Genomic DNA, 19,225 nt, shown 5'->3' with positions numbered 1-19,225 from the left:
ACTAGGCCGGTATCCCGCCGTGGTCGATGCCAAACGATGGCTAGAGCGGACGTCGCGCCTTCAAAGCCGCGGTCAGCGTGCCGTCGTCGAGATAGTCGAGCTCGCCGCCGACCGGCACGCCATGGGCGAGACGCGTGACCTGGATCGGGAGATTGGACAGACGATCAGTCAAATAATGCGCGGTGGTCTGGCCTTCGACCGTGGCGCCCAGCGCCAGGATCACTTCCTTGACCGCCGGATCGGCGGCGCGGCGCAGCAAGCCCGCCAGATTGAGCTGCTCCGGCCCGACGCCGTCGAGAGCCGAGAGCTTGCCGCCCAGCACATGGTAGCGGCCCTTGAAGGCCATGGCGCGCTCGAGCGCCCAGAGATCGCCCACCTCCTCCACCACGCAGAGCTGCGAGGCGTCGCGCCGCGCGTCGCGGCAGATCGAGCAGGGATCGACGCTGTCGAGATTGCCGCATTCCGAGCAGGCCTTGACCTCATGCGCCGCCTCCTCGATCGCGGCGGCCAGCGGCAGCATCAGCGCCTCGCGCTTCTTCAGCAGATGCAACGCCGCGCGCCGCGCCGAGCGGGGCCCGAGGCCCGGCAGGCGCGAGAGCAGCTGGATGAGGGTGTCGAGGGTGGTGGGGGTCATGGGAATGGCACTGAAGTTGAGCCGAACGACGGCAGCGCAAAGCGCTGACTCTTCATACCCCTCCCCCTACCCCCTCCCGCAAGGGGAGGGGGCGTGAATAGTTGAGACACCTTCGCTGCTTTTCTGCTCGAACAGACCGGATACAGAAAGTTTCCGAGCCCCCTCCCCTTGCGGGAGGGGGCGTGAATAATTGAGACACCTTCGCTGCTTTTCTGCTCGAACAGACCGCATACAGAAAATTTCCGAGCCCCCTCCCCTTGCGGGAGGGGGTAGGGGGAGGGGTGGCCGCGAACTCCGTCCTCAAAACGGCAGCTTCATCCCCGGCGGCAGCTGCAGCCCGCCCGTCACCTTCGCCATCTCCTCCTGGAGATAGCTCTCGAGCTTGGCCTTGGCGTCGTTGAAGGCGGCGGTGACGAGGTCCTCGAGCATGCCGACGTCGGCCGGATCGACGATCTTGGGATCGATCTTGAGGCGGCGCATCGCGCCCTTGCCGTTGAGCGTCACCTGCACCATGCCGCCGCCGGACTGGCCGGAGACTTCGTGGGTCTCGAGCGCCGCCTGCATCTCGGCCATCTTGGCCTGCATCTGCTGCGCCTGCTTCATCATCTGGCCGATATTCTTCATGCCGCTTCTCTTGCTTTCTCTCTCACATCAATCCGCGACCGGCTCTTCGGGGGCGATCGTCAGCTCCTCGCCGATATCGTCCGCCATGTCTTCGGGCGCAATGTCGTCGGGCGCGGCGGGTGCGGGCGCCGGCTCGGGCTTGAGCTGGCGCACCGCCTCGATCGAGGCGCCGGGGAAATTCTTCATCACCGCCTGCACCAGCGGATGAGCCGAGGCCTCGCGGCGCTGGCGCTGATCCTCGGCCTTCGCCTGGTCATGCAAGGTGGGCTGGCCGGCCTCGCTCGAGATCGCGATCACCCAGCGTCGGCCGGTCCGCTCGGTGAGCAGCGTGCCCAGCCTGTTGGCGAGATTGGAGGGGGCACCGGGGCCGGGGCGGATCTCGATGCGGCCCGGCTCGAAATGCACCAGATGCACGTCGTTCAGAAGATGGCCATGCAGCATGCCCTCGCGCATCTTCGCGACCGCCGTCACCAGCGCCTCGAAGCTCTGCGGGTCGGGGATGGCGAGGGGATTGGACGCCGGTTGCGCCTCGGCGCTGACCGCGAGCGCATGGGTGGGCATGCCCGACGAGGCACCCCCCTGCCCGCCCATTGCCGAGCCCGAAGCTACCGCCGCGGTCGACCCGTTGCCGCGCGCCCCATTGGCGCCGGCCGAACTGCCGCCGCCGCGCGGTGCCGCCGGAATCGCGGCGACACCGCCCTGCTCCTCGATCCGCTTCACCAGATCGCCCGGCGTGGGCAGGGTCGAAGCATGGATCAGGCGGATCAGCGCCATCTCGGCCGCCTGCAGCGGCGAGGGTGCGGTCTGGGTTTCGCCCAACCCCTTCAGCAGCATCTGCCAGGCGCGCGCGAGCACCGGGATCGCGAGCGCGTCGGCCAGCGCCTTGCCGCGCGTGCGCTCGGTCTCGGGCAGCGCCGGATCGTTGACCGTCTCCGCCACCAGCTTGACGCGCGTCAGCCAGTGGGTGAGGCCCAGCAGATCCTGCAGCACCACGACCGGATCGGCGCCCGATTTGTAGAGCTCGGCCAGGAGCGAGAGCGTGCCCGGCGCGTCGCCCTTCATGGCGCGCTCGAAGAGATCGAAGAGCTGGCTGCGATCGGCGAGACCCAGCATGTCACGCACCGTGGCCTCGTCGATCTGCTTCTTGTCCTCGCCGCGCGCGATCGCCTGGTCCAGCAGCGAGAGCCCATCGCGCACCGAGCCGTCCGCCGCGCGCGCGATCAGGGCCAGAGCGGCTTCCGAGAGCTTCGCGCCCTCGGCCTGCGCGATGCGCGCGAAATGCGCCGCCAGGATCTCGGCCTCGACGCGCCGCAGGTCGAAGCGCTGGCAGCGCGAGAGCACCGTCACCGGAACCTTGCGGATCTCAGTGGTGGCGAAGATGAACTTCACATGGGGCGGCGGCTCTTCCAGCGTCTTCAACAACGCGTTGAAGGCCGCCGTCGAGAGCATATGCACCTCGTCGATAATGTAGACCTTGTAGCGCGCCTGGACCGGCGCGTAGCGCACGCCGTCGATCAGCTCGCGGATGTCGCCGACGCCGGTGCGGCTGGCGGCGTCCATCTCCATCACGTCGACGAAGCGGTCCTCGGCGATGGCGCGGCAGGGCTCGCATTGGCCACAGGGCTCGACCGTGGGGCCGCCCTTGCCGTCGGGGCCGATGCAGTTGAAGACGCGGGCGAGAATACGGGCGGTCGTGGTCTTGCCCACGCCGCGCACGCCAGTGAGGATGAAGGCATGTGCCAGGCGGCCTTGCGCGATCGCGTTGGAGAGCGTGCGCACCATCGCGTCCTGGCCGATCATCTCGGCGAAATTGCGCGGTCGGTATTTGCGGGCCAGGACCCGGTAGGGGGTCGTGTCGGTCGAGGGGCTGTCGCGCTCTTCGGTCATGCGGTCGCGAAGCGTCCCTTCCTGACGGCACATGTCATGCGGTGAGGTGGGAGACCGGCAGGGCGACCCGTGCGGAAACTCGTTACGGCTGCTTCCTTCCGGACCTGACCGGGTTGGCGAGGCGCACGTCCGCCGCCGATCTCCCAAGGGCACTATATCAGCCAGCGGAGCGCCAGAAACAAGACCGAATGACGCGTTTTATCCCCAGGCGAAGCGGTTGGAATGACGCGGGATTTTTGGGGCCATCCGAGTACGTCACGCCCCCTCCCCTTGCGGAAGGGGGTAAGCGGAGGGGTGCCTCCTACTTCTCCAGCCTGAAGGTCAGCAGGCTCCCGTCCTTCGCGTTGTAGGCCGCCTGGACCACCTCGCCGTCGGGGCCGTACCAGACTTCGCGGCGGAGGTCGCCGGTGATCGAGTAGTGGTGGCCCTGTACCTTCGCGCCGCTGCCGAGCGTCACCGTCTCCATCCCATGATCGACGATGGTGACGTCCTTGGCGCGGCCCTTGGTGGGCTCGATCAGCTGCTTCTGGTCGATCGTCGCCGGATTCCACAGGCTGCCCGGGATGAGATCGCCCGGCAGCGTCGCCTGCTCGCTGTTGTAGTGGCCCCGCAGCTCGTCGCCCTGGCGCTCCAGCAGCACGTCGCGGTCGGTGCCGTTGTCGTTCGTCTTGGCGGCGAAACGCATCAGCTTGCCGTCGACCCAGTCCTCCTCGGCGTCATGCTCGAAGCGATAGACCGTGATGAAAAGCAGCTTCACCTGGATGCGGATCCTGGTGTGGACGGTGAGCTTGTCGCCGTCGCGCGCGAATTCGACGGTATGGGTCCCGATCTGCGAGCCCTCGCGCCAGACGTCATAGGTGATGGTCCCGTCCGGCGGGAAGCCGTCGGGCACCGCGATGGCAGCTTTCCCCGTCACCGGCAGCAGCAGCATGAGAGCCAGGACAGAGGACGCCAGGATGCGCATCGAGAATCCCCAGAATCAGCCATTTTCCGGCGCCACCGGCGTCGGTCGCCCCGTCACATGGGGTCTCGGCGCTGATTTCTCCATATCCTTAGCGCCCGGAAAACGGCAATTCCCGGGCATTTCATGCCCGTCCGCGAGCGGCCATTCAGGGGATGTGGAGGGCTGGAGACCTCAGCCTTTACGGCTTCGCCGCCGCGGGGGCGGGTGCCGACGCGGCGAGGGCGAGGTTGCTCAGGGTGAAGGTCAGCAGGCTGTCGTCCTTGGCCACGAAGACCACCTGGACCACGCCGCCATCGGCGCCATACCAGACTTCGCGGCGCAGGGCGCCGGTGATGGAATAATGATGGGCCTGCACCATCTTCGCTCCAACCTTCACCGCTTCCATTCCGCGGTCCAAGACGGTCACGGCCCGGGTTTGGCCCACGGTCGGCTCGATCAACGCCTTCTGATCGATCGTCGCCGGATTCCACATGGTGCCTGGAATGATGTCGCCCGGCAGGAGCAACGGCTCCGCATTGTACGTGCCGCGCAACGCATCGCCGGCCCGCACCAGCAGCACCACGCGATCGGTGCCGTTATCGTCGGTCGTGGAAGCGTAGCGCATCAGCTTGCCATCGGCCCAGTCTTCGGTCGCGTCATGATCGAAGCGATACAGAGTGACGAACAGCAGCGACACGGCGATGCGGATCCGGGTATGGACCGTGACCTTGTCGCCGTCATGCCGGAAATCGACGCTGTAGGTCCCCACTTTCGACCCCTCGCGCCAGACGTCATAGCTGGTGAGGCCTGACTCCGGAAACCCGGCAGGAACCGGCACCGCGGCGTCGGCCGTCGCCGGCAGCAGCAAGCCGAAGACCAAGAGAATAGGCATCCAAAGGCGCATCATAGACTCGCAGAATCAGTGGATTTTCGAGGGCTCGACATGCCCCGTTCGTTACCAAATGGGGTCCGCCGCCGGATTTTCTAACTTCCCAGCGGCCGAAAAACGGATTTCCCGGGCGTTTCACCCATCCGCTTCCGGTCATTCCTGAAATTCGGGCGTTCGACGCCCCGGGGGCCCTTACTTCAAGGCCGTCTGGGAAGCGGCCGGCGACCCGGCGTCGACGCTGCGAAGCTTGAAGGTCAGCAGGCTTTCGTCCGCGGCCTTGTAACTCGCCTGAATCACCAGGCCGTCGGCGCCATACCAGACTTCGCGATTCATCTCGCCGGTGATCGAGTAGTGACGCGCCTCGACGGTCTGCGCCCCTTCCTTGACCGGCTCCAGACCGCGGTCGAAGACCGTCACGGCAAAGGCCTCGCCCGCGGTCGGATCGAGCAACTGCTTCTGATCGACCGTGGCCGGATTCCAGAGGCTGCAGGGGATGATGTCTGCCGGCAGCGTCACCTGTTGCGAATTGTATTGGCCCCGCAACGTATTGCCGTCCCGCGCGAGCAATACGTTCCGGTCGGTGCCGTTGTCGTCGGTCTTGGAAGCATAGTGGACCAGCTTGCCGTCGACCCAGTCCTCCACGGCTTCATGGTCGAAGTGATAGAAGGGGATGAACAGCAACGACACCTCGACATTCATCCGGGTATGGACCCTGAGCCTGTCGCCGTCGCGCTGGAAATCGACCTGGTAGGTCCCGATCCGGGAGCCCTCGCGCCAGACGTCGTAGGTGACGGCGCTGGTCTTCGGATAGCCATCCGGAACAGGGACCGTCGCGCCGGCGCCCAGCGGCAGCAGCAACCCGAAACCCAGGAGACAGAGCACCCAAAAGCGCATTGACGTCCCCTCGTTGGGCGGTCTTCCCGACATTCCCGCCCGGCAGGATCTTGGTAAATAAGGCGCCTTTGCCATATTTCGCCGACTTTGGCGGTTATGGAAAGTAGTATTTTCCGGGCGTTGTGCCGATCTTGCTGTCGGCTGCCCTTCCTCTCCACCTCGGAGGCCCCTTTCCGGCACCCTGGGGCCACCCCGGCTTCACGGCTTCGCCGCCCCGGCGGACCCGCCGGATGGCGTGCCGGAGGTCCCCTTCAGCTTGAAGATGAGCGGACTGCCGTCCTTCGCCAGATAGATGGCCTGGACCACCCCGCCATCGGCGCCATACCAGACCTCGCGGAGCAGTTGGCCGAGGATCGAGTAATGGTGTGCCGGCACCGTCCGCGTCCCGGACTTCACCGCCTCCGGGCCGCGATCGACGATGGTCACGGTCCTGGGTTGGCCCATGGTCGGCTCGATCAGCCGCTTCTGATCGATGGTTGCCGGATTCCAGAGACTGCCCGGGATCATGTCGCCCGGCAGCTCCAACAGCTCCCCATTTAAATTGCCCTGCAGCAGCTGGCCGACCCGCACCAGCAGCACGATGCGACGGGTGCCGTTGTCGTCCGTTCTGGCAGCGTAGCGAACCAGCTTCCCATCGATCCAGTCCTCCTCGGCGTCATGCTCGAAGCGATAAAGGGTCAGGAACAGCAGCGTCACCTTGATGCGAATACGGGTGTGGACGATCAGCCTGTCGCCTTCGCGTCGGAAGTCGACGACATGGGTCCCGATCGTCGCGCCCTCGCGCCAGACGTCATAGGCGACGGTGCCGGATGGCGGGAACCCTTTCGGAACCGGCACGGCGGCGCCTGCGGAGGCCGGCAGCAGCAATCCGAAAATCAGGAGCCAAGGCGGCCAAAAACGCATCCATGACCTCCCGATTCGGGGGTTATCCCCGATCTCGTCATCCCTTCTCCCTTGTCAAATAGGGTGCCACTGCCAAATTTTCTCAAGTCGGGCGCCCGGAAAAAGGCATTTTCCGGGCGTTTCTTTGACCTGCCGCGCCCTCCCGCCCCTTTTTTCCCCTCATTCCGGAGCCCCACCTCATGATGGAACTCCTTGCCGATCCGCAGGCTTGGCTGAGCCTGGTCACCCTGACCGTGCTCGAAATCGTCCTCGGCATCGACAATCTGGTCTTCATCGCCGTCCTGGTCGGCAAGCTGCCCCCGGCACAGCAGCCGCTCGCCCGCCGGCTCGGCATTGGCGTGGCGCTCGGCACTCGGCTTCTGCTCCTGGCCAGCATCGTCTGGATCGCGGGGCTGACCCATCCGGCCTTCACGCTGTTCGATCACGCGCTTTCCTGGCGCGATCTGGTGTTGCTCCTGGGCGGCCTGTTCCTGATCTACAAAGCCACCCATGAGATCCATGGCAGCCTCGAGGGCGAGGAAGGCGAGACCTCGGCCAGGGTCCCGGCCGCCTTCATGGCGGTGGTGATCCAGATCGGCATACTCGACATCGTCTTCTCGCTCGATTCCGTGATCACCGCGGTCGGCATGGCCGAGCATTTCGAGATCATGGTCGCGGCGGTCGTCATCGCGATGATGGTGATGCTGGCAGCGGCGGGCCCGGTGTCGGGTTTCGTCGAGCGCCATCCGACGGTGAAGATGCTGGCCTTGAGCTTCCTGCTCCTGATCGGCACGGCGCTGGTCGCCGACGGCATGGGCTTCCATATTCCGAAGGGCTATATCTACGCGGCGATGGGCTTCTCGGTCATGGTCGAGGGGCTCAATCTGCTGGCCCGGCGCAAGCACAGGCCGGTGGAGTTGCGCCAGCCCTACAGCAACGAGCCGCCGGCGGGTCCGGCGCCCTGACGAAAGATCATTGGAGTCGATGAATCAATTCGATCGATCGCGGATGAACTTCTATGCCGGGGGCCGGCTCGACCGGGCCGGCCTGCGGCGGCGCGATCATGACTGGATCCAGCGGCTGCTGGCGAACCCGCAGACCCGGCTCGTGCCGGTCTGGCGGCAGCAGAGCTTCGTGCTGCCGACGGAGATGCCGCATATCGCCACACTGCTGCGCGAGGCGGCGAGCGAGCTGATCGGCAGCGCGCAGGAGGTGGCGCTCCTGGGACTCGAGGGCGATCCGGAATCGGGCATCGCCTATTTCGCGCTCGAGATCTCGAGCATCGAGACGCCGGAGACGCATCCCCTGCTGAAGGCGGCGGGTCGCTTCGCCGATATCCGCAGCGTGGGTCCGCTGCTGGGCCAGGAGGAAGGCCAGCTCCTTGCCTATGCCCGCGGGCTCATGCATTGGCACAACCGGCATCGCTTCTGCGGCGTCTGCGGCTCCCCCACCGCGAGCGAGGATGCCGGCCATCAGCGTCGCTGCACCAACAGCGCCTGCAACACGGTGCATTTTCCGCGCACCGATCCGGCCGTGATCATGGCCGTGACCGATGGCGAGCGGTTGCTGCTCGGCCGCCAGGCCAGCTGGCCTCCCGGCATGCATTCCGTGCTGGCGGGTTTCGTCGAGCCCGGCGAGAGCCTCGAGGAAGCGGTGGCGCGCGAGGTCAAGGAAGAGGTCGGCATCGAGGTCGAGGATGTGCGCTACCACTCCTCGCAGCCCTGGCCCTTCCCGGGATCGATCATGCTGGGCTTCAATGCGCACGCGCTGTCGACGGAGATCCGTCTCTCACCCGAGGAGATCGCCGAAGCCGCCTGGTACACGCGGGAGCAACTGCGCGCGAGCCCCGAGAACGAGACCTTCCGCCTGCCGCGCCGCGATTCGATCGCGCGACGGCTAGTGGAGGATTGGATCGCGCAGAAGAATTGACGCTGCGCGAATCTTCTTTGGCGACCCCTCCCCCTACCCCCTCCCGCAAGGGGAGGGGGCGTGACAAGCACAAACCACGCCCCCTCCTCCGACGGCGAAGCCGGCGAGCGGGAGGGGGTAGGGGGAAGGGCCTGGAGAAAAATTCGCGCTCGTCAGCGCGCGTCCGTTCCTACTGCGCGCCGTTCTGCTGCTGGCGGAAGGGTGAGGCCGCGTAGACACCGAGGATCTTCACCTCGCGCGAGAAGAAGCTGAGCTCCTCCAACGCAAGCCGTACCATGCGCGAATCCGGATGGCCGTCGATGTCGGCATAGAACTGCGCGACGGTGAAGTGGCCGTCGATCATGTAGCTTTCGAGCTTGGTGATGTTGACGCCGTTGGTGGCGAAGCCGCCGAGCGCCTTGTAGAGCGCGGCCGGCACGCTGCGCACGCGGAACACGAAGCTGGTGACGACCGGAACCTTGGGATCGGGATCGACCGGCTCGCGCCCCATGATGATGAAGCGCGTGGTGTTGTGCTGGGCGTCCTCGATGCCTTCCTTGAGGCTGACCAGGCCGTAGATCTCGCCCGCGAGCGAGGACGCGATCGCGGCCTCGGTCGGATCGCCCTTCGCCGCGATGTCGGCCGCGGCGCCGGCCGTGTCGGCATGGACGATCGCCTTCAGCCCCAGCTCGCGGATGAGCTTGCGGCATTGCGAGAGTGCCTGCACATGGCTGTGCACGGTCTTGAGGCTCCCGAGCGTCGCGCCCTTGGGCGCCAGCAGGTGATGGTTCACGCGCTGGAAATGCTCGGCGACGATATGAAGCCCTGAATCCGGCAGCAGGTGATGGATGTCGGCGACGCGGCCCGCGACCGAGTTCTCGATCGGGATCATGGCGAGATGCGCCTTGCCCTCGCGCACCGCGGCGAACACGTCCTCGAAGGACGCGCAAGGCAGCGTGCGCATCTTCGGATAGGCGGCGCGGCAGGAGAGATCGGAATAGGCGCCCGGCAGCCCCTGGAAGGCGATCAGATCGTCGGCGCCGGGGACGCCTGGCTTGGCCGTTTTGGTCATGAGCGGGTTCCGGAGGGCCGGGGCCTGGCGGCGCGAGGGGCCAGCAGCGCACGGGCCTTTTCGAGGTCGGCCGGAGTATCGACACCGAGCGGAAGGGTGTCAACGAGCGCCAGGTCGATGCGCATGCCGGCCTCGAGGGCCCGCAGCTGCTCGAGCTTCTCGCGCTGCTCGAGACGGCCCGGCGGCAGCGCTACGAAACGCTCGAGCGCGGCGCGGCGATAGGCGTAGATCCCGATATGGTGATAGAGCGGGCCGTCGCCACTCGGCACCGTGGCGCGGCTGAAATAGAGCGCGCGCGCGATCGGCGGCTTGCCGCTCTGGCCCCGTTCCGGAAACGCCGCGACCGCCTTTGTCACATTGGGATTGGTGCGCTCGGAGGGCTCGGTGATCTCGGTCGCCAGCGTGCCGATATCCACCGCAGGATCCTCGAGCGGCGCCAGCACGGCCGCGAGCAGCGCCGGATCGAAGGTCGGCAGGTCGCCCTGCATGTTGACGACGACGTCGTGGCGCCGATCCGGATCAGCCAGACCCAGCGCCTCATGGATGCGATCGGAGCCCGAGGGATGATCGGGCCGGGTCAGCACCGCGCGGCCGCCGGCGGCCTCGACCGCGGCGACGATCTCGGGCTCGGCCGCCGCCACCACCACCGGACCCAGACCGGCCTCCCGCGCCCGGCGCCAGACATGGACGATCATCGGCGCTCCATGGATGTCGGCGAGCGGCTTGCCCGGCAGGCGCGTCGATGCCATGCGGGCGGGGATCATGATGATGGGGTTGCTGCGGGTCATGCGGGATCCGAGGCGTTGGGTTCGAAAGCGGGGCGGGGCTCCCGCTGCGGCATAATGACGCGAAAAATTCGTCGCGCATCGAGCCTGGGCCCGGGCCCTTCCGGCAGCGAAGCCGCGCGCACCATAACGGCCGGAAAGCCCAGTGTCTTGCGGCTTTTGCCGCAGGAACCCGCAATTGCGCTATGGCGGCGGACGGGGGTAGAGTGCGCGCCGCCACCGGTGGGAGAAGACCGCGTCGGCGCCGTTCTGGGTTCAGGCCGATTCGGCCGGGTCCGACGGTCAGGGGATTCCAGGGCCGGAAGTCTAAATTCAAGGGTCATTGCCGATGTCGTCTTCGTCGTCGCTCGAGCTCAACAAGATCGTTGGCGCGATTCTGGTCGCGGGCATCGTCGCCATGGTGACCGGCACGCTGGCCGGCATGCTGGTGAAGCCGCACCATGCCGAGCATGAGGCCGTGTCGGCCGGCGAAGGCGGCGGCGGTGCGGCGAAGCCCGCGGGTCCGGCGCCGATCGAGCCGATCAGCGGCCTGCTCGCGAACGCCGACGTGGCCAAGGGCCAGGACATCGCGAAGAAGTGCCTGACCTGCCACAGCTTCGGAAAGGGCGAGCCGGCCAAGGTCGGTCCCAATCTCTACGGCATCGTCGGCAACAAGCATGGCCATATGGAAGGCTTCTCCTACTCGACGGCCATCAGCTCGATCAACAAGCCCTGGGGCTATGAGGAGCTCAACCACTTCCTCTTCAACCCGAAGGCCTATGCGCCGGGCACCAAGATGGGTTTCGCCGGCCTGCCCAAGACGGATGAGCGCGCCGACGTGATCGCCTATCTGCGCACGCTGGCCGACGCGCCGGTGGCGCTGCCGACGCAGGAAGAGATCGACGCCGCCAACAAGGCCTATGAGGATGCGAAGGCCGCGGCCGCCGCGCCGCCGCCAAGCAGCAGCTCGGCCGCGCCCGCCGCCTCGACCACGCAGGAAGCCGCGGCCCCGGCCGACGACAGCGCCGCGGTGGTGGCCCTGATCGCCAGCGCCGATCCGGCCAAGGGCCAGGAGATCGCGAAGAAATGCGCCGTCTGCCACAGCTTCGGCCAGGGCGAGCCGGCCAAGGTCGGTCCCAATCTCTACGGCATCGTCGGCAACAAGCATGCCCATATGGAAGGCTTCTCCTATTCCGAGGCGATGAAGAACACGCCGGGCACCTGGGACTACGCCCATCTCGCGCACTTCCTGCTCAATCCGAAGGACGCCGTGCCGGGCACGAAGATGGCCTTCGCCGGCCTGAAGAAGCCCGAGGATCGGGCCGCCGTGATCGCCTATCTGCGCACGCTGTCGGACAATCCGGTGCCGCTGCCATAGGCCACGGTTCGCGCCCAAGACCTTCGATCGAAGCGGCCGCCCCGGCAATTTCCAGGGCGGCCGTTTTCACGAACGCCTCCGATCTGTCGAGGAGACCGTCATGACATCCGCCAAGGTGCCGCCCGAGTTCGTGAGCTTCGCCCATGAATTGGCCGAGGCCAGCGGCAAGGTGATCGCGCGCTATTTCCGCCAGCCGATCGATATCATCACCAAGGAAGATCTGAGCCCGGTCACCATCGCCGATCGCGAGACGGAGAGCGCGATGCGCGCCCTCATCGAGGCGCGCTTTCCCGGCCACGGCATCGTCGGCGAGGAGCATGGCAGCGAGAAACGCGACGCCGAGTTCGTCTGGGTGCTCGATCCGATCGACGGCACCAAATCCTTCATCTCGGGCCGTCCCCTCTTCGGCACCCTGATCGCGCTCTGCCAGCGGGGACGCCCGGTGCTCGGCGTGATCGATCATCCGGCCATCGGCGAGCGCTGGATCGGCGCGCATGGCCATCCGACCCTGTTCCAGGGCAAGCCGGTCAAGGTGCGCGCCTGCCCGGACCTGGCGAAGGCCTCGCTCTTCGCCAGCTCGCCCGAAATGTTCGATCCCGAGGATCAGCCGCGCTACCAGCGGCTGCGCCACGCCTGCAAGATGTCGGTCTATGGCTCCGACTGCTATCACTACGGCATCGTCGCCAGCGGCTTCGGCGATGTGGCGATCGAAGCCAATATGGGGATCTACGACTATCTCTCGACCGTCCCCGTGGTCGAAGGGGCCGGCGGCATCGTGACCGACTGGCAGGGCAACGCCCTCACCATGGCCTCGGACGACAAGGTGCTCGCCTGCGGCGACCGTCGGGCGCATGAGAAAGTCTTGAAGCTCATCGCCTGAGGGCGGGCTTCCTTTCATCCACAGAATGGGGCGGGCGCCGGCCGGCGCCTGTCTTGTTGTGCCTCCGATGTTCTTGTATTGTTCTCGTCGATCACCGTCGTTTTATCCGAGGCCGTGACATGAAGCTCTATTCCGGGCCGCTCAGCCTGTTTTCCCGCAAGGTCGAGATCGCGCTGCGGGAAAAATCCCTGCCCTTCGACCGCGAGATGGTCCCGTTCACGCAGGAGAAGGGCTACACGCCCAAGCACCCGGCGGTGCTCGCGGCCAATCCCAAGGGCCAGGTCCCGGTGCTGATCGATGGCGGGCTGACGCTGTTCGATTCGACGGTGATCTTCGAATATCTGGAAGACGCCTACCCGCGGCCGGCGCTCTATCCGGCGAGCGCCAAGGACCGCGCGCGCTGCCGGCTGCTCGAGCTCACCGCCGACGAGATCCTGCTGCCGCCCTTGCGCCAGCTCATGACCCGCACCTCGCCGCCCGATCCCGACCCCGAACGCCAGCGCCAGCGCGTCGCCGACGCCGACCGCGCCGAGATCGCGCTGCGCGACCATTATGAGACGCTGTCGCGCCGCCTCGGCAGCCAGGAATTCTTCTGCGGCGCCTTCTCGGTCGCCGACATCGCGCTCTTCATGACGATCCTCTGGGTCCAGCGCCTGAAGGGCCCGCGCCTCGACGCGCAACCCAAGCTCGCCGCCTGGTACGAACGCGTGAAGTCGCGGCCGTCGGCGGGCCAGGCCGCCGAGGAGATCGCGGTGGCCGATCGGGAATTGTCGCCGCCGCTGTGAGCCTCGCCCACCGAGCCACTTCCCCTTCCTGTCATTGCCGGGCTTGACCCGGCAATCCAGGGATCACGCACGCCGTTCCATGAAGGTCTACTACGTCTGCCTCCTCGCCAGCCAACGCAACGGCACGCTCTACATCGGCGTGACGAGCAACCTGGTGCGGCGCATCAATGAGCATCGCGACGGCGTCGCCGAGGGATTCACCAAGCGCTACGGCGTGAAGCATCTCGTGCATTTCGAGGAGTTCGCCGACGTCTACCTGGCGATCCAGCGCGAGAAGACCCTCAAGAAATGGCCCAGAGGCTGGAAACTCGACCTGATCGAGAAATCGAATCCGCAATGGCGCGATCTCTACGAAGAGATCGTCTAGCAACGGCGTCTGTTGCCCTGGATCGCCGGATCAAGTCCGGCGATGACATACAAGGGAGCGAGAGGGCGCCGTTCCCTCCCCCTTGTCATGCCCGGACTTGATCCGGGCATCCAGCCTTCGTCGGGATCGCGAGAACTCCTGCTCTGGATCGCCGGGTCAAGCCCACGGCTGTCCGGTTGAGGTTTCTCCGAGATTGTTTGGAGCGCGGACTTGGAACGCAGAATGCGCATCTGGCCTCGTTCGGGACACGAGACTCCGAAACTGAGTCCACCCCTTCAACGTCTCTGCCTTTCACCACGTCATCTTGTCCCCTCCCCCTTGAGGGGGAGGTTAGGGTGGGGGGTGATCGAAGAACGCGATGATGACGGAGCCTTGAGCCACACGAGCTTGGCGAACATCGAGTTTGTGGCCACCCCCCACCCCAGCCTCCCCCTCAAGGCTACGGCATTCACGGAAGTGATTCCGTGTTGGAAGTAAATATGATTCAAGATCTTCGGGGTGATTTTGCGAGGATCTGGCGATGTCGTTTGGCGATATTCGTGTTGAGAAGCGAGGGGATTGGCTGATCGAGCGGGTTGCGGCGACGGGGTCGCTGGTGCTGCGCCAGCTGGGAGAGAACCGGGCGGGCGAGATGGCGGTGCATCGGTTTCTGTCCTCGCCCTATGTTTCGGTGGAGCGGATTGTCGAGACGCTGGCGGGCCGAACGGGGGAACGATGCGTGGGGCGTCATGTGCTGGCGGTCCAGGACACGACCGAGATCAACTTCGCCGGCCGGGATAAGAAGCGCCGTGGGTTCGGGCCGGCGGGGAATGGAACGACGCCGGGCTTTTTCATCCATCCGGTGATTGCGGTGGATGTGGAGAGCGAGGCAGTGGTCGGGCTGGTCGATGCGGCGATCTGGACGCGGGCTGACGAGGCGGCGGCGCGCCGGCGCAGCCGGGCCTCGGGGGACAAGGAATCGGCGCGCTGGCTGGCGGGCTGCGCGAGCGCGGTCGCGAGCTTGAGCGGGGCGGCGCGCGTGACCATGGTGGCCGACCGGGAAAGCGATCTTTACCCGCTCTTTGCCAGCAAGCCCGAGGGTCTCGATTTGATCGTGCGGGCGGCCCAGAACCGCAACTTGGCCGAGGGCAGTCCTCTGTTCGAGGCGCTCGGGGATGCAGCGTGCCTCCGGGTTTGCAAGGTCCGGGTGGCGCCGCGCGGGCCGGGCGACAAGGGCCGCATCGCCACCGTGGAGCTGCGTGCCGGGAAGGTGCGGATCGCCCGGCCGGTCAACGGCCTGGTGGAGAAGCTGCCTCGGGAGATCGAGCTCAACCTGGTCGAGGCCCGCGAGGTCGAGGCGCCGGCCGGTAAGACCCCGCTGCTGTGGCGCCTGCTCACCACCCATGCCGTCGCCGATGGCGCGCAAGCCGAGGATGTCGTCCAGCTCTATCGGTTGCGCTGGCGCATTGAGCAGACCTTCCGCGCCTTGAAGAGCGACGGCCTCGCCCTCGAAGACAGTCAACTGGTCGACGCCGAGCGCCTGTTCAATCTGGCCGCCATCGGATTGGCGGGTGCGGTGCGCACCATCCAGCTGGTCGATGCCCGCGATGGCGGTCCGCGCCCCGCCACCGATGTGATCGACGAGGCCTTCGCCATCCCGCTCGAGCGCCTCTCCAAAAAATTGGAGGGCAAGACCCAGAGGCAGAAAAACCCACACCCACCCGGATCTCTCGCCTTCGTCGCCTGGATCGCCGCTCGTCTCGGCGGTTGGAATTGCTACTACAAGCCCCCGGGACCAAAGACCATGCGCTATGGCTGGAACCAACTCGCCGCGCGTCTCGAGGGTTACGCCCTCGCTACCGAAGGCAAAAATCCGTGAATCCCGTAGCCCTCAAGGGGGGGGAGGGGAAGAAAGCAGAGCAACGAGATTCTCCTTCGATGGCGCCAACCGGACAGCCGTGGACTTGATCCGGGCATCCAGCCCTCGCCGACGTCGTGACAACTCTTGCCCTGGATCACCGGGTCAAGCCCGGCGATGACAGGCAAGCGCTTACTGCCGCATCATCGGTAGCACGAGGCGGTCGATCCAGTTGCGGACCTCGGCGAGGCGGATGTCCTCGTTGGTCACGTCCTCGTCGATGCCGAGCAGCCAGGCGACGTCCTTGCGCGAGGGGTCCTGATGCAGGGTCTCGAGCAGATTGACATAGGTCTCGCCGGCCTCGCGGTCCTTGAAGAAGCCCAGCTTCTGCAGCTTCTCGAGCCGGCACCAGGTGAGGCGCGCCAGCTCGTGGAGATCGTATTCGGGATGATATTGCAGGCCCCAGAAGGTGCCGCCCTTGTGCGTCACCGCGACGGCCTGGATATGGGTGAAGGCGTTGGAGGCGAGCAGCACGGCGCCGGCGGGGAGATGCGTGATCTCGTCGACATGGCTGATGAAGGCGTCGAACACGTTGCTCTTGCCGAAATAGAGCGGATGGCCGCGGCCCTCGGGCGTCAGCGCGATCTTGCGCGCGATGCCCATCTCGCGGCCGCGCGGGTTGGCGCGCACGATGCCGCCCGCCGCCGTCACCGCGATCTGCGCCGCCCAGCAGGAGCCGAAGCTCGGCACCTTCGAGGCGAAGGCCTCCTTGGCGAGCTCGATCTGCGGCGTCACGCGCGGATCGCCGTCATAGATGGTGAGGCTGCAGCCGGTCCAGGCGATGCCGTCATATTGCGCGAGCGCCGCGCCCTTCGGCAGGCTCGAGCCGGGATCGGCCGGATGCACCACGTCGCATTGCGCCTCGGGCAGGCATTTCTTCAGCATCGCGACATAGAGATCGCCCGCGGCCGAGGCGCCGCCCGCCTGCAGCTCGTCGCGCGCCGACTTGTTGTAGCCGTCGATCACCAGGAACTTCACCGCCGGTTTCACGCCCGCCCGTGCCATGCCGTTCTCTCCTTGGAAGGGGCCCTCGCCCGCTCGCGCTGAAATCGATGAATCCTATGCCACGCCGGCGGGCGTCACTTTATCGCCGAGCGCGACCTCGGAAAAGCCCAGGGTCTCGGTGTCGAGCTTGTCCACCTTGGCCAGCTTCCGGAACAGCCGGGTGAAGCTCAGCACCACCAGGATGGTGGCGCTGCCGCCCAGCACCACCGCCGGCACCGCACCGATCAACGAGGCCATGCTGCCGGCCCAGAAGGCGCCCAGTTCGTTGGAGGCGCCGACGAAGACGGCTTCGACCGCCATGACCCGGCCGCGCAGATGATCGGGCGTCGCCAGCGGCACCACCGTGCCGCGGATATAGACGCTGACCATGTCGCAGGCACCGCCGCAGAAGAGCGCGCCCAGCGACAACCAGAAACTCTGCGACAGGCCGAAGGTGATGACGCAGAGCCCGAACAGCCCGACGCAGGTGAAGAGGATGCGGCCGGCATGATGCCGGATCGGGCGCTGGGTCAAATAGAGCGCGGTGGTGACGGCACCGACGCCCGCCGCGGCCCGCAGCAGCCCGAGCCCTTCCGGGCCGGTATGGAGCACATCCTTGGCGAAGACCGGCAGCAGCGGAATGGCGCTCGAGAACAGCACCGCGAAGAGATCGAGCGAGATGGCGCCCAGCAGGACCTGGTGATTGAAGATCAGATGCAGCCCGCCCAGCACGTCTTTCGCTTTGATGGCCACCCGCCGGATGCTGTCCGCCGCGCGCCGATAACGCACGAGCGCGATCATGCCGATGGCGGCGACAATCGCCAGGGCCGCCGTCCCATAGGCCGCATCGGGACCCGCGAGATAGATGAAGCCGCCGAGCGCCGGACCGCCGATGGTGGCAACCTGCCAGGAGACCGAGGACCAGGCGACCGCATTGTTGAGCAGCTCGGGCGGCACCAGGCTCGGCATCATCGAGCGCGAGGCCGGGGCCACGAAGGCGCGCGCCACGCCGAAGCAGAAGGCGATGCTCAGGATCGGCCAGAAGGCGGCATGGCCGCTGACCGCCAGGAACAGCAGCCCCAGCGCGCAGATCGCCTCGCCGCCCAGCGCCAGCAGCATGATGCGCCTTCGGTCGAAGCGATCGGCCACCGGCCCCACCAGCAGCGCCAGGCCGATCGCCGGCGTGAATTCGGCCAGGCCGATCATGCCCAGCCGGAACGGACTCCCCGTCAGGTCATAGACCTGCCAGCCGATCGCCACCGCCTGCATCTGCATGGCGATGGTGGCGAGGAAATTGGCGGCGCCGAAGAGCGCGAAATTGCGATGGCGAAACGCGCCGAGGCCGGGGAGGGGAAGGGTCATGAGGGGATGATGATCCGGATCGGGCGGTGAGGAGGCGGGACTCTCCGGATACGTTCTCCCCACTTTTGGACGGGGACATAGGACTTGGGTCGACCAGCCGCCCCATTTGTCACCCCGGCGAAGGCCGGGGTCCATGAACACCCATCGAGCAAGATTGGGCGCGGTCTGTGTTCAGGATGCCGGCCTTCGCCGGCATGACGATTAAAGCTCTGTTTCCTACTCTCTTCTCTGCGATGCGGGTGGAGAGGAATGATTCACTGAGCAAAAGCTCGCGTCTGTTTCTTCTACCCCTTCGCCAGCCGATCCACGACCGCGACGAGATCGGCATGGCGCTCGCAGATCGCGTCGGCGCTGGTGCGGTCCTTGTCGGCGGGGCGCGTGGCGGTGAAGAGGATCGCCTTCATGCCGAGCGCCTGCGGACCCTTGACGTCGTTATGGTCGCGGTCGCCGATATGGACGATCTCTTCCAGACCGACGCCCATCTGCCGGGCGGCCGCTTCGAACATGGAACGGTGCGGCTTCGAATAGCCGACCTCGTCGGAGAAGGCAAAACCGTCGAAGAAACGCGCGAGGTCGTAGCTCTCGAGCAGCCGGCGCAGGCAGCGGCCGGGCGAGACGATCGCGTCGGAAACGATGCAGGTCTTGTAGCGGCCATGCAGCCCCTCGAGCGCTTCGCGGATGCCGGGAATGAGGTCGGGACGGATCATGACCTCCATCTCCTCGTGCGCCGTCACGACCTTCGCAAATTCGGTCTCGGGCAGGGTCCGGCCCAGACCCTTGAGCGCCACCTGCAGCCGCTCGCCGATCGGCCAGGTGACATGCTGGTCATGCCAGACCTTGTTGAAGGCGGCGTCGGCCACGTCATAGGCGAGCTTCACGCGCTCCCATTCGATCGGCTGCTGCCGGTTGAGCGCGTCCCACAGGAGATGGCGGCGCTCCTCCTTCTTCGACTTCAGCCCCTGCGCCTTGCGCTTGGGCTCGTCGGAATCGTCATGGACGATGGTGTCCCACAGATCGAAGGTGATGGCGCGAAGCGGGCGGCCCATGAGGCGGCAATCTCCTGAAAGGCGGGGAG

Annotated in this window: 19 protein-coding genes and 1 other RNA gene; 7 read left to right on the top strand and 13 right to left on the bottom strand. The window is 66.4% G+C overall.

The window, feature by feature from the left end; translation table 11 throughout:
- Nucleotides 1-40 precede the first annotated feature (40 nt).
- From recR to FRZ44_RS02275, 8 genes are all read right to left on the bottom strand, one after another.
- Nucleotides 41-634, bottom strand: coding sequence for a recombination mediator RecR (gene recR, locus FRZ44_RS02310; RefSeq protein ID WP_151175655.1), 594 nt, complete (start codon nt 632-634; stop codon nt 41-43).
- Between the two features lie 300 nt (nt 635-934).
- Nucleotides 935-1,258, bottom strand: a complete 324-nt coding sequence (locus FRZ44_RS02305) for a YbaB/EbfC family nucleoid-associated protein (protein WP_151175654.1) — start codon at nt 1,256-1,258, stop codon at nt 935-937.
- A 27-nt stretch (nt 1,259-1,285) separates the two neighbouring features.
- The gene (locus FRZ44_RS02300; RefSeq protein ID WP_151175653.1) at nt 1,286-3,145 is read right to left on the bottom strand and encodes a DNA polymerase III subunit gamma/tau; all 1,860 of its coding nucleotides are present in this window, start codon (nt 3,143-3,145) and stop codon (nt 1,286-1,288) included.
- 48 nt (nt 3,146-3,193) lie between these two features.
- Nucleotides 3,194-3,287: signal recognition particle sRNA small type (ffs, locus tag FRZ44_RS02295), an RNA gene on the bottom strand.
- 159 nt (nt 3,288-3,446) lie between these two features.
- On the bottom strand, nt 3,447-4,109 hold the full coding sequence (locus tag FRZ44_RS02290) for a DUF6134 family protein (protein ID WP_151175652.1): 663 nt from the start codon (nt 4,107-4,109) through the stop codon (nt 3,447-3,449).
- A 178-nt stretch (nt 4,110-4,287) separates the two neighbouring features.
- On the bottom strand, nt 4,288-4,980 hold the full coding sequence (locus FRZ44_RS02285) for a DUF6134 family protein (protein WP_151175651.1): 693 nt from the start codon (nt 4,978-4,980) through the stop codon (nt 4,288-4,290).
- Nucleotides 4,981-5,169: 189 nt separating this feature from the next.
- Nucleotides 5,170-5,871, bottom strand: coding sequence for a DUF6134 family protein (locus FRZ44_RS02280; protein WP_151175650.1), 702 nt, complete (start codon nt 5,869-5,871; stop codon nt 5,170-5,172).
- 198 nt (nt 5,872-6,069) lie between these two features.
- Nucleotides 6,070-6,774: a DUF6134 family protein gene (locus tag FRZ44_RS02275; protein ID WP_151175649.1), complete on the bottom strand. Its 705-nt coding sequence runs from the start codon at nt 6,772-6,774 to the stop codon at nt 6,070-6,072.
- A gap of 179 nt (nt 6,775-6,953) precedes the next feature.
- Between FRZ44_RS02275 and FRZ44_RS02270 the strand changes: the two genes are divergently transcribed.
- Both FRZ44_RS02270 and nudC read left to right on the top strand, forming a co-directional pair.
- Nucleotides 6,954-7,718 (top strand): TerC family protein, encoded by a 765-nt coding sequence (locus tag FRZ44_RS02270; protein ID WP_225308512.1) that lies wholly within the window; start codon nt 6,954-6,956, stop codon nt 7,716-7,718.
- A gap of 19 nt (nt 7,719-7,737) precedes the next feature.
- Nucleotides 7,738-8,682, top strand: a complete 945-nt coding sequence (nudC, locus tag FRZ44_RS02265) for an NAD(+) diphosphatase (RefSeq protein ID WP_151175648.1) — start codon at nt 7,738-7,740, stop codon at nt 8,680-8,682.
- Between the two features lie 169 nt (nt 8,683-8,851).
- Here nudC and FRZ44_RS02260 read toward each other — a convergent pair whose 3' ends face one another.
- Both FRZ44_RS02260 and FRZ44_RS02255 read right to left on the bottom strand, forming a co-directional pair.
- Nucleotides 8,852-9,733, bottom strand: coding sequence for a prephenate dehydratase (locus FRZ44_RS02260; RefSeq protein ID WP_151175647.1), 882 nt, complete (start codon nt 9,731-9,733; stop codon nt 8,852-8,854).
- Nucleotides 9,730-10,521, bottom strand: coding sequence for a 3-deoxy-manno-octulosonate cytidylyltransferase (locus FRZ44_RS02255; RefSeq protein ID WP_151175646.1), 792 nt, complete (start codon nt 10,519-10,521; stop codon nt 9,730-9,732). Before FRZ44_RS02255 ends, FRZ44_RS02260 begins: the two co-directional genes overlap by 4 nt.
- A gap of 325 nt (nt 10,522-10,846) precedes the next feature.
- On the opposite strand from FRZ44_RS02255, the gene FRZ44_RS02250 reads away from it, so the two are divergent.
- The 5 genes from FRZ44_RS02250 (at nt 10,847) to FRZ44_RS02230 (ending at nt 15,765) form a co-directional block, all read left to right on the top strand.
- A complete protein-coding gene (locus tag FRZ44_RS02250; RefSeq protein WP_151175645.1) occupies nt 10,847-11,875 on the top strand; it encodes a c-type cytochrome in 1,029 nt (342 codons plus the stop codon).
- A gap of 100 nt (nt 11,876-11,975) precedes the next feature.
- Nucleotides 11,976-12,755, top strand: coding sequence for a histidinol-phosphatase (gene hisN / locus FRZ44_RS02245; RefSeq protein WP_151175644.1), 780 nt, complete (start codon nt 11,976-11,978; stop codon nt 12,753-12,755).
- A gap of 119 nt (nt 12,756-12,874) precedes the next feature.
- On the top strand, nt 12,875-13,540 hold the full coding sequence (locus FRZ44_RS02240; protein ID WP_151175643.1) for a glutathione S-transferase family protein: 666 nt from the start codon (nt 12,875-12,877) through the stop codon (nt 13,538-13,540).
- A 79-nt stretch (nt 13,541-13,619) separates the two neighbouring features.
- Nucleotides 13,620-13,907 carry a GIY-YIG nuclease family protein gene (locus FRZ44_RS02235; RefSeq protein WP_151175642.1) on the top strand — a complete coding sequence of 96 codons (288 nt, stop codon included), beginning with the start codon at nt 13,620-13,622 and terminating at the stop codon, nt 13,905-13,907.
- Nucleotides 13,908-14,427: 520 nt separating this feature from the next.
- Nucleotides 14,428-15,765 carry an IS4 family transposase gene (locus FRZ44_RS02230; RefSeq protein WP_151175641.1) on the top strand — a complete coding sequence of 446 codons (1,338 nt, stop codon included), beginning with the start codon at nt 14,428-14,430 and terminating at the stop codon, nt 15,763-15,765.
- A 171-nt stretch (nt 15,766-15,936) separates the two neighbouring features.
- Here FRZ44_RS02230 and FRZ44_RS02225 read toward each other — a convergent pair whose 3' ends face one another.
- The 3 genes from FRZ44_RS02225 to FRZ44_RS02215 all read right to left on the bottom strand — a co-directional run bounded on the left by FRZ44_RS02225 (nt 15,937) and on the right by FRZ44_RS02215 (nt 19,196).
- Nucleotides 15,937-16,809: a type 1 glutamine amidotransferase gene (locus FRZ44_RS02225; RefSeq protein WP_151175640.1), complete on the bottom strand. Its 873-nt coding sequence runs from the start codon at nt 16,807-16,809 to the stop codon at nt 15,937-15,939.
- Nucleotides 16,810-16,863: 54 nt separating this feature from the next.
- Nucleotides 16,864-18,150 carry an MFS transporter gene (locus FRZ44_RS02220; protein WP_151175639.1) on the bottom strand — a complete coding sequence of 429 codons (1,287 nt, stop codon included), beginning with the start codon at nt 18,148-18,150 and terminating at the stop codon, nt 16,864-16,866.
- Between the two features lie 284 nt (nt 18,151-18,434).
- On the bottom strand, nt 18,435-19,196 hold the full coding sequence (locus FRZ44_RS02215; protein WP_151175638.1) for an HAD family hydrolase: 762 nt from the start codon (nt 19,194-19,196) through the stop codon (nt 18,435-18,437).
- Nucleotides 19,197-19,225 lie beyond the last annotated feature (29 nt).

This window comes from Hypericibacter terrae, assembly GCF_008728855.1.
Lineage (GTDB): Bacteria > Pseudomonadota > Alphaproteobacteria > Dongiales > Dongiaceae > Hypericibacter > Hypericibacter terrae.
The sequence above is the reverse complement of the archived record's forward strand: the minus strand, read 5'-3'. Positions and strand labels throughout refer to the sequence as shown.

Coding starts and splice junctions, on each gene's coding strand:
- FRZ44_RS02290 (WP_151175652.1), bottom strand. CDS start 4,109: ATGCGCATCCTGGCGTCCTCTGTCCTGGCTCTCATGCTGCTGCTGCCG.
- FRZ44_RS02270 (WP_225308512.1), top strand. CDS start 6,954: ATGATGGAACTCCTTGCCGATCCGCAGGCTTGGCTGAGCCTGGTCACC.
- FRZ44_RS02225 (WP_151175640.1), bottom strand. CDS start 16,809: ATGGCACGGGCGGGCGTGAAACCGGCGGTGAAGTTCCTGGTGATCGAC.
- FRZ44_RS02230 (WP_151175641.1), top strand. CDS start 14,428: ATGTCGTTTGGCGATATTCGTGTTGAGAAGCGAGGGGATTGGCTGATC.
- FRZ44_RS02235 (WP_151175642.1), top strand. CDS start 13,620: ATGAAGGTCTACTACGTCTGCCTCCTCGCCAGCCAACGCAACGGCACG.
- FRZ44_RS02300 (WP_151175653.1), bottom strand. CDS start 3,145: ATGACCGAAGAGCGCGACAGCCCCTCGACCGACACGACCCCCTACCGG.
- nudC (WP_151175648.1), top strand. CDS start 7,738: ATGAATCAATTCGATCGATCGCGGATGAACTTCTATGCCGGGGGCCGG.
- FRZ44_RS02305 (WP_151175654.1), bottom strand. CDS start 1,258: ATGAAGAATATCGGCCAGATGATGAAGCAGGCGCAGCAGATGCAGGCC.
- FRZ44_RS02215 (WP_151175638.1), bottom strand. CDS start 19,196: ATGGGCCGCCCGCTTCGCGCCATCACCTTCGATCTGTGGGACACCATC.
- FRZ44_RS02240 (WP_151175643.1), top strand. CDS start 12,875: ATGAAGCTCTATTCCGGGCCGCTCAGCCTGTTTTCCCGCAAGGTCGAG.
- FRZ44_RS02220 (WP_151175639.1), bottom strand. CDS start 18,150: ATGACCCTTCCCCTCCCCGGCCTCGGCGCGTTTCGCCATCGCAATTTC.
- FRZ44_RS02285 (WP_151175651.1), bottom strand. CDS start 4,980: ATGCCTATTCTCTTGGTCTTCGGCTTGCTGCTGCCGGCGACGGCCGAC.
- recR (WP_151175655.1), bottom strand. CDS start 634: ATGACCCCCACCACCCTCGACACCCTCATCCAGCTGCTCTCGCGCCTG.
- FRZ44_RS02275 (WP_151175649.1), bottom strand. CDS start 6,774: ATGCGTTTTTGGCCGCCTTGGCTCCTGATTTTCGGATTGCTGCTGCCG.
- FRZ44_RS02260 (WP_151175647.1), bottom strand. CDS start 9,733: ATGACCAAAACGGCCAAGCCAGGCGTCCCCGGCGCCGACGATCTGATC.
- FRZ44_RS02250 (WP_151175645.1), top strand. CDS start 10,847: ATGTCGTCTTCGTCGTCGCTCGAGCTCAACAAGATCGTTGGCGCGATT.
- FRZ44_RS02280 (WP_151175650.1), bottom strand. CDS start 5,871: ATGCGCTTTTGGGTGCTCTGTCTCCTGGGTTTCGGGTTGCTGCTGCCG.
- FRZ44_RS02255 (WP_151175646.1), bottom strand. CDS start 10,521: ATGACCCGCAGCAACCCCATCATCATGATCCCCGCCCGCATGGCATCG.
- hisN (WP_151175644.1), top strand. CDS start 11,976: ATGACATCCGCCAAGGTGCCGCCCGAGTTCGTGAGCTTCGCCCATGAA.